At 44.1% G+C, this 7,942-nt stretch carries 5 protein-coding genes; 3 read left to right on the top strand and 2 right to left on the bottom strand.

Features of this window, described 5'->3' with window-relative positions; all coding sequences use genetic code 11:
- Together AC5JL8_RS00115 and AC5JL8_RS00120 are read left to right on the top strand one after the other, a co-directional pair.
- Positions 1-724, top strand: a 724-nt coding sequence (locus AC5JL8_RS00115) for an alpha-ketoglutarate-dependent dioxygenase AlkB family protein (RefSeq protein WP_495877750.1), incomplete at its 5' end; no start/stop codon positions are given.
- A 100-nt stretch (positions 725-824) separates the two neighbouring features.
- Entirely contained in the window at positions 825-4,079 is a 3,255-nt protein-coding gene (locus AC5JL8_RS00120) for a plasmid replication protein, CyRepA1 family (RefSeq protein ID WP_495877751.1), read from the top strand.
- A gap of 85 nt (positions 4,080-4,164) precedes the next feature.
- On the opposite strand, the gene AC5JL8_RS00125 is transcribed toward AC5JL8_RS00120, so the two are convergent.
- Positions 4,165-4,416, bottom strand: coding sequence for a hypothetical protein (locus AC5JL8_RS00125; protein WP_495877752.1), 252 nt, complete (start codon positions 4,414-4,416; stop codon positions 4,165-4,167).
- Between the two features lie 55 nt (positions 4,417-4,471).
- Entirely contained in the window at positions 4,472-4,645 is a 174-nt protein-coding gene (locus AC5JL8_RS00130) for a transposase (RefSeq protein ID WP_495877753.1), read from the bottom strand.
- A 37-nt stretch (positions 4,646-4,682) separates the two neighbouring features.
- Between AC5JL8_RS00130 and AC5JL8_RS00135 the strand changes: the two genes are divergently transcribed.
- Positions 4,683-7,942: ATP-binding protein (locus AC5JL8_RS00135; protein WP_495877754.1), on the top strand; the 3,260-nt coding region annotated here is incomplete at its 3' end.

The raw sequence follows: 7,942 nt of genomic DNA on the forward strand, positions 1-7,942 counted from the left end.
TACTATCTACGCTAACCTGTTTTTTATTCCCCACACCTTTTTTCGTTCACCCGTTACCTACTACCCCGACTTTCTGACCATCCAAGAGGCAGGCGTACTTTATCAGCACTGCAAACAACTCGAATGGCAGCAGAATCACATCAGAATGGTGGGCAAGATTATTCCCGTGCCTCGTCTTGAGTGTATCTATGGCGATAAAGGATGTGATTACCTCTACTCAAAGAGCGTCTTTTTAAAGCCCCTGCCCTGGACAGAACCACTAGCCCAACTCAGAGATAAGATTACTGCCGCCACCGGGTACAACTTCCGGATCGTCATTGGGAATCAGTACCGCAGCAGTCAGGATTCCATCGGGTGGCACTCTGACAATGAGCCATCGATGGGGATTAACCCAGCCATTGCATCAGTGAGTCTTGGTGCTGCACGAAAATTTCAGATTAAGCCCATCGCTGGAAAACCGACGGACTTCTGGCTGGAGCATGGCAGTTTGCTCGTGATGCACCCTGGCTGTCAGTCTACACATCTGCATCAAGTACCGAAAACAAACAAAGTAGTTAGTACGCGAATTAATCTAACTTTTCGACCACACACCGGAGGGGAGAAGAGGACAAGGGGAACGGAGCAGGGTGCAAGGGAGAGAATCTTTCCCCCTGCTCCCTGCTCCCTGCTCCCTGCCCCAAGTCTGCCCCCATGCGTATATGTGGAGAAGCAGATAGCCCTATAGCTGGCTTGTGAGATAGCCAGCACAAGCATTCCCAAAAGTTTCAATCGGCGGCATGGGTGTAATGCCGCTATTTCACCATGCGTTTATTTAAGGAGGAGATATGACCAAAACAGAGACTAATTTACAACAAGAGCATCTACAAGAATGGATTGATAGCGGTGTTGACGAGGAGATTATTGCCCTAAATGTGCGTTCACTCTCCGGCACAACACCTTATGATTATTTGCTTTACAGTGACAAAATCTCTCGTCGCAATGATGGACGGTTACGTGAGGGTGATTTAAAAAAATACCGACATATTGAACATGGGGGTTGGTGGTGCAGTGGCGTTGACCCCTTAAACGATTACATTGCAATGATGTGGGGTTGCTTCAAACCCAACAAGCCCCGGCGAGACCCCCAGAAAATCCACAAGCACATCAAGTACGAACACCCATACCGAGAACAAACACGCGCCTTATTCCTGCGAGTCTCGAAAAAAACCTGGGTAAAAGTCTCCAATCGTTGCGGCATTCCCATAACCGATGGGGATTTAATGCACCCTTGGGGGTTCTGGCACTGGGTGTGGAAACATAATGTGCCAGTGGTTATCGTCGAAGGAGCCAAGAAAGCCGCTTGTCTTTTGACTGCTGGCTATGCTGCGATCGCAATATCGGGAGTTAACGCAGGCTACCGTACACCAACTGATGAGTACGGTACTGCCATTGGTAAACCATTTCTCATTCCCGATTTGAAGCATTTCGCCACAAAGGGTAGACAGGTCAACATCTGCTTCGACCATGATACCAAGCCTGAAACAGTCCAGCGAGTGAGAACTGCCATTAGTCGCATGGGTCGGTTGTTGATTGCCGAAGGTTGTCAGCTGCGAGTTATAGATTTACCAGGGCCAGAAAAAGGTGTAGATGATTTTGTAGTGGCGAAAGGTGGGGGTGCATTTCACGCACTATATAATACAGCCGAAACCTTGGAATTGTGGGAAATCAAGCTGTTTACTCTGTTGACTTACCCACCCGCGATCGCTCTCAACCAAAGATTTTTGGGTCAACTGATTGCACCCGTTGGCGAAAAGCTGATAATCCTCAAAGCTCCCAAGGGAACGGGTAAAACCGAATGGTTATCTGCTGAGGTTGCCAAAGCACATGACCAAGGGCGTAGGGTACTCATCATCACCCACCGCATTCAGTTGGGTGAGGCATTGTGCGATCGCTTTGGAGTGAATTATGTCACCGAAATGTATCATTCCGAAACGAGAGATTTGTTGGGCTATGGGGTGTGCATTGATTCGTTGCATCACGAGAGCCAAGCAAAATTCAACCCCAACGACTGGTCAAACGATGTCATTATTATTGATGAATGCGACCAAGTATTCTGGCATCTGCTCAACTCTGCTACAGATGTAGCCAAGCGGCGGGTATCCATACTCAAAAACCTCAAGCAACTGGTACAGAATGTCCTGGGTAGCGAACACGGGAAAATTTACCTTTCTTCCGCCGATGTTTCAGATACTGATGTCAAATACATTCTTTCACTTGCGGGAGAATATCGGGTTAATCCTTTTGTTATAGTCAACAACTATCAGCCCCTTTCTGGTAGATGTTACAACTACTCTGGCAGCAACCCTAAGAATTTGATTGCGGCACTTGATCGGGCGATAACTCTTGGGGGACATCATTTATTATGTTGTTCTGCTCAAAAAGCTAAATCAAAATGGGGTACACAGGCTCTGGAACAACGATTTCAGTTGAAATTCCCACACCTACGGATTCTGCGTATTGACAGCGATTCTGTTGGCGACCCCACACATCCAGCTTGCGGGTGTATCTCTCATCTCAACGAAATTCTCACACAGTACGACCTAGTGATAGCCTCACCCAGCTTGGAAACAGGCGTTTCTATCGATATCAAAGGCCATTTCGATGCAGTTTGGGGGATATTTCAAGGTGTGCAACCTGTCAATTCAGTACGCCAGATGTTAGCCAGATTACGTGAAACTGTTGACCGTCATATTTGGGTCAGTCGGTATGGTATGGGGACTGTGGGCAATGGTTCAACTTCTATTGGTGGATTATTGCGGAGTCAACACGTTGCGACACAGGCTAACATCGCCCTGCTGTCCGCAGCTGATAATCAGGATTACAGCTACATTGAGCAGGATTTTCAACCCGAATCTTTACAAGCTTGGGGTAAACGAGCTTGTGTGATTAACGTCGAAATGAAGCGCTATCAGGAATTTGTGCTGAAAGGATTGGTGGCTGATGGGTATTCTGTAATTGATGCTCCTGACCTTGATGAGGGTGGGGAAATTGTCAAAGAGGTAAAGGCTGCATCAAAGGAATTATATGCAGATGAATGTCAGGCAATCGCCAATTCTGAAGATATATCTGATGCCCAGCTCAAGAAACTGCAAAATCAACGCTCGAAAATCCCAACCGAAAGACATCAGCAGCGCAAGGCTGAATTGTCCCGTCGCTATGAAGTTGAAGTGACACCTGATTTGGTGGAGAAAGATGATGATGGCTGGTATCCTCAACTACGACTGCACTACTATCTGACGCTGGAGCGGGAATTCTTGACTCAGCGTGATGGCAAACGGGCTAAGGGAATGGCTGAGGCTGGAGAAAATGCCATTTGGAAGCCTGATTTCAACAAGGGGCAGATGATCAGTGCAGTCTTATTGTTGGAGGAGATGAATTTGTTGCAGTTTCTCACGAGTGGGGTGCAGTTGCGGGGGTCTGATGAGAGGATGCAGGAGTTTAAGGCGAGGGCTGTGGAGAATCGGTATGTCATCAAGAATTACTTGAACGTGACTATTTCGGATAAGCTGACACCTGTGGCGATCGCACAAAAACTATTGGACAAGATTGATTTGCGGTTGTCGTATGTGGGTAGATTGGGGCCAAGGGGGAAAAGGGAGAGTGTTTATAAGTTTGTTTCACCCGATGATAAGCGTGATGTGATTTTCGGGCAATGGTTAAATCGGGATGAATCGGTGTCAGCCACCAATAATATAAAGTTACAAACACCCTTTGGTGACACATCATCAATGCCGCAAAATTCAGATTCCGTGTCAGTCTCCAATAATATAGATATACAAACTCAAGTTACTGACGCACCGGACATTTCCCAAACATTAAATCAGGCTGCTCTTGGCTGGAAGGGGTTAAGGTTAAAATTGCGGCAGGGGCTACACAATGCAGATTACTTCTACACTGAGCTAGTTGCAAAGATTGGTGATGCTGTTGGTGTTGCTGATGGTGAGCCAGTATGGAATGGATATTTGAGTCAGTGGCAAGTGTGGGTGAGCTTTGGGGACGGTTGTAGGTCTGTGGTGTGCGATTGGGTAGTGGCGGTGTAGGTCAGCAAATCCCAGCAAATCCCGTGTCAGTTATTTATGGTACAGCGGGGCATTTTTCGAGTCTTGTGCCTAAGCAACACAAAAGTTAAGGTACGAAAGCCAACACGCCTATAAGAGAACCGGAACCTCCACGTAATCTCAGAACTGCGATCGCGAGTTTAGTCTCTTGGTTGGTAATTGGTCTAAATTGGTAAGATTTTCTAGCACAATACCAGACTGTGCTAACACCAGACGGTTCGTAGCACCCACTCGGATCGTGTCCAGGGTCTACACCATGAGCATCTATTCCCACACCTGCAATTTCCGTTGATTGAGTAAAAACTGTGTAGCATCGCATTTTAATCCTGGGGTATTGCATAACACCTTGAGCATCCTGATTAAAGAATGCGTTTCTATTCCCCTTGGGAAAACCTGCTCAAGCGGCGGCATAGGGTTGAGTGTTCTGGCAGTTCTAACTCAACTCCCATGACAGTAAACAGTGATTCCAAAAATACTTCCGTTTGCCGCCCTGCTAAGTGAAATACCGATTGTACAATTCGCATCGTAGCGGGGAATACTAATTTCATGAGACAAAAGCAAATTCCCACCATGAGGTCAGTATAAATGACGGCTGCAAGCTCTACTCCCGTTATCCCCGGATATCAAATTAGCTCTCAATTGTATGCAGGCTCCAGAACTAAAGTATATAGAGCTATTCGAGAGCAAGAAAAACTCGCAGTCGTGATTAAACTTTTGACATCTAAATATCCCAGCTTCAACGAATTACTGCAATTTCGTAACCAATATACCATTAGCAAAAATCTCAACATTCCCGGTATCATTCGTCCTTTATCATTAGAAACTTATGGTAATACTTATATTTTGGTGATGGAAGATGAAGGAGAAATTTCTTTACAAGAATATATTAAAACAACTAGCCTTTCCCTTAGGGAATTTTTGGTAATTACTATTCAATTAACTAATATTCTTCATGATTTACACCGAAACTGCGTTATCCATAAAGACATCAAACCTACAAACATTCTGATTCATCCCCAAACAAAACAAGTTAAACTGATTGATTTTAGTATTGCCTCTCTGTTGCCTAAAGAAACTCAAGAAATTAAAAATCCAAATATTTTAGAAGGAACTCTCGCTTATATTTCCCCCGAACAAACAGGGAGAATGAACCGAGGGATAGACTACCGCAGCGATTTTTATTCTCTAGGTGTAACATTCTATGAATTATTAACGGGAGAATTACCATTTATATCTAATGACCCGATGGAGTTGGTGCATTGCCACATTGCGAAAATGCCTATGCCATTAGGGGACAGAAAAGAAATCCCCCAAGTGCTTGCAGATATTGTGATGAAATTGATGGCGAAAAATGCCGAAGATAGATATCAAAGTGCATTGGGATTGAGAGTTGACTTAGAGAATTGTTTATATCAACTAAAACAAACAGGCAGGATTGAGAGTTTTGAAATTGCCCAGACAGATGTGTGCGATCGCTTTCTCATTAGAGAAAAACTTTATGGGCGAGAAATAGAAGTTACAACCTTGCTGCAAGCTTTTGAGCGCGTTGCCAATGGCAGTACAGAAATGATGTTAGTAGCCGGATTTTCCGGAGTGGGAAAAACGGCGGTAGTCAATGAAGTCCACAAGCCAATTACCCGTCAGCAAGGCTATTTCATCAAAGGCAAATTTGACCAGTTTAATCGCAACATTCCCCTATCCGCTTTTGTGCAAGCCTTTCGTGACTTGATGGGGCAACTGCTGAGTGAGAGCGATACCCAACTTAAAGCATGGCAAACCAAAATTCTTGCGGCTGTGGGCGAAAACGCACAGGTGATTGTGGAGGTGATTCCGGAACTAGAACGAATTATTGGCAAACAACCGCCAATACCAGAGCTCTCCGGTAGTGCAGCCCAAAATCGCTTTAACTTACTATTTCAAAAATTTATCCAAGTTCTTACTACAAAAGAACATCCCTTGGTGATGTTCCTAGATGACTTGCAATGGGCAGATTCAGCTTCCCTGAACTTGCTGCAATTATTGATGAGCGATGCCAGTTCGGGATATTTACTAATTCTGGGAGCCTATCGAGACAATGAGGTGTTTCCGGCTCATCCCTTGACGCTGACACTGGAACAGATTCAGAAAGCACAAGCGATTTTCAATACCATTACCTTGTTACCTTTAGGAGAAATAACAGTAAATCAGTTAGTAACAGACACTCTCAGTTGTTCTGTTGAATTAGCCCAACCCCTCACACGGTTGGTATATCAGAAAACTAAAGGAAATCCCTTTTTTACAACGCAATTTCTTAGAGCATTGCACGAAGATGGTTGGATTCAGTTTCAATCAGAACTGGGTTATTGGCAATGTGACATGGCGGCGGTGCGACAGTTGGCATTGACCGATGATGTGGTAGAGTTTATGGCATTGCAGTTGCAGAAACTGCCTGTAGAGACACAGGCGGTTTTGAAATTGGCGGCTTGTATTGGTAACTGTTTTGATTTGGCTACTTTGGCGATCGTTTGTGAGCGTTCTGAATCTGATGTGGCGGATGCTCTTTGGAAAGGTTTACAGGAAGGATTTGTTTTACCTCAAAATGAGATTTACAAATTTTATCTCGGACAAGCACCTGAGGATCGCAACTTAGATCTCGACATTAAAAAGACAGTCCTGACATACAAATTTATTCACGATCGCGTTCAACAAGCTGCCTATTCTTTGATTGCTAACGATCAACAACAAGCAACTCATTTGACAATTGGTCGATTACTGTTGCAATACACGCCCCAAGCGGAACTAGATAGCAATAATATTTTTGATATTGTTAACCATTGGAATCAGGCAATTGATTTAATTGTTACCCCCTTAGATCGGCAACAATTAGTTAGCCTGAATTTAATGGCAGGACATAAAGCAAAAACCTCAGCAGCTTACGAAGCTGCCCTCAAATATTTCACCATTGGAATAGATCTACTCGCTCCTGATTGTTGGCAAACTCAATATAATTTAGCATTGGAGCTTTACACTGCGGGAGCAGAAGTTTCCCTACTCAATGGTAATTATCAACAAATGGAGGCACTGATTACCACAGTGCTGAACCAAACCAAAGAATTACTCGATCGAGTCAAGGTTTATAAAGTTCAAATTCAGGCGCGAATCGTTCAAAATCAACAGCAAGATTGTTTAGATATCGGTTTATCTGTACTGCAATTATTGGGTGTTCGGTTAGAGTCGAACCTGCCAACCCAGGTTAAAGCGATTGAAGAACTTCTTCATCTGCCAAAGATGAAAGATCCTCATAAATTAGCTGCTGCTGATATCCTCATTGATGTAATTACACCAGCATGGACTCTCAATCCCGAACTATTTCAGCAGACGGTTTTTACCTTAGTAAATCTTTCGATCAACTTTGGCAATTGCCCTGCTTCTGCTTTTGGCTATGCTTGGTATGGAACTCTTTTATGTGAAACTCTAGGAGATACCGATTCTGGTTATCAGTTTGGACAGTTAGCGCTCTTCCTCCTAGATAAATTTAATGCCAAAGAATTACGAGCCAGTGTAAATGTTCTGTTTGCAACTCATATTGGTCATTGGAAAAATCATACTCGCACCACGTTACCGTTCCATTTAGAAGGAGTACAACATGGTTTGGAAACTGGCAATCTGGAGTATGCAGGTTACGGAGCAGCAGAATACTGCCAATATTTGTTTTTAGTAGGCGAACCTCTTGATGTTGTAGAAGAAAAATGTCGTCGGTATTTAGAATTAATTCAAAAACTGCAATTAAAATTCCACCTGTTATATCTTGCGGGAGCATCCACTTTTGGCAGAAACACTCAAATAGCAAGTAAACCGTTAAGATA

The organism is Mojavia sp. (assembly GCF_059505145.1).

Excerpts from the sequence above, each read along its gene's own strand:
- AC5JL8_RS00130 (WP_495877753.1), bottom strand. The coding sequence starts at position 4,645 with ATGAAATTAGTATTCCCCGCTACGATGCGAATTGTACAATCGGTATTT.
- AC5JL8_RS00125 (WP_495877752.1), bottom strand. The coding sequence starts at position 4,416 with ATGCGATGCTACACAGTTTTTACTCAATCAACGGAAATTGCAGGTGTG.
- AC5JL8_RS00120 (WP_495877751.1), top strand. The coding sequence starts at position 825 with ATGACCAAAACAGAGACTAATTTACAACAAGAGCATCTACAAGAATGG.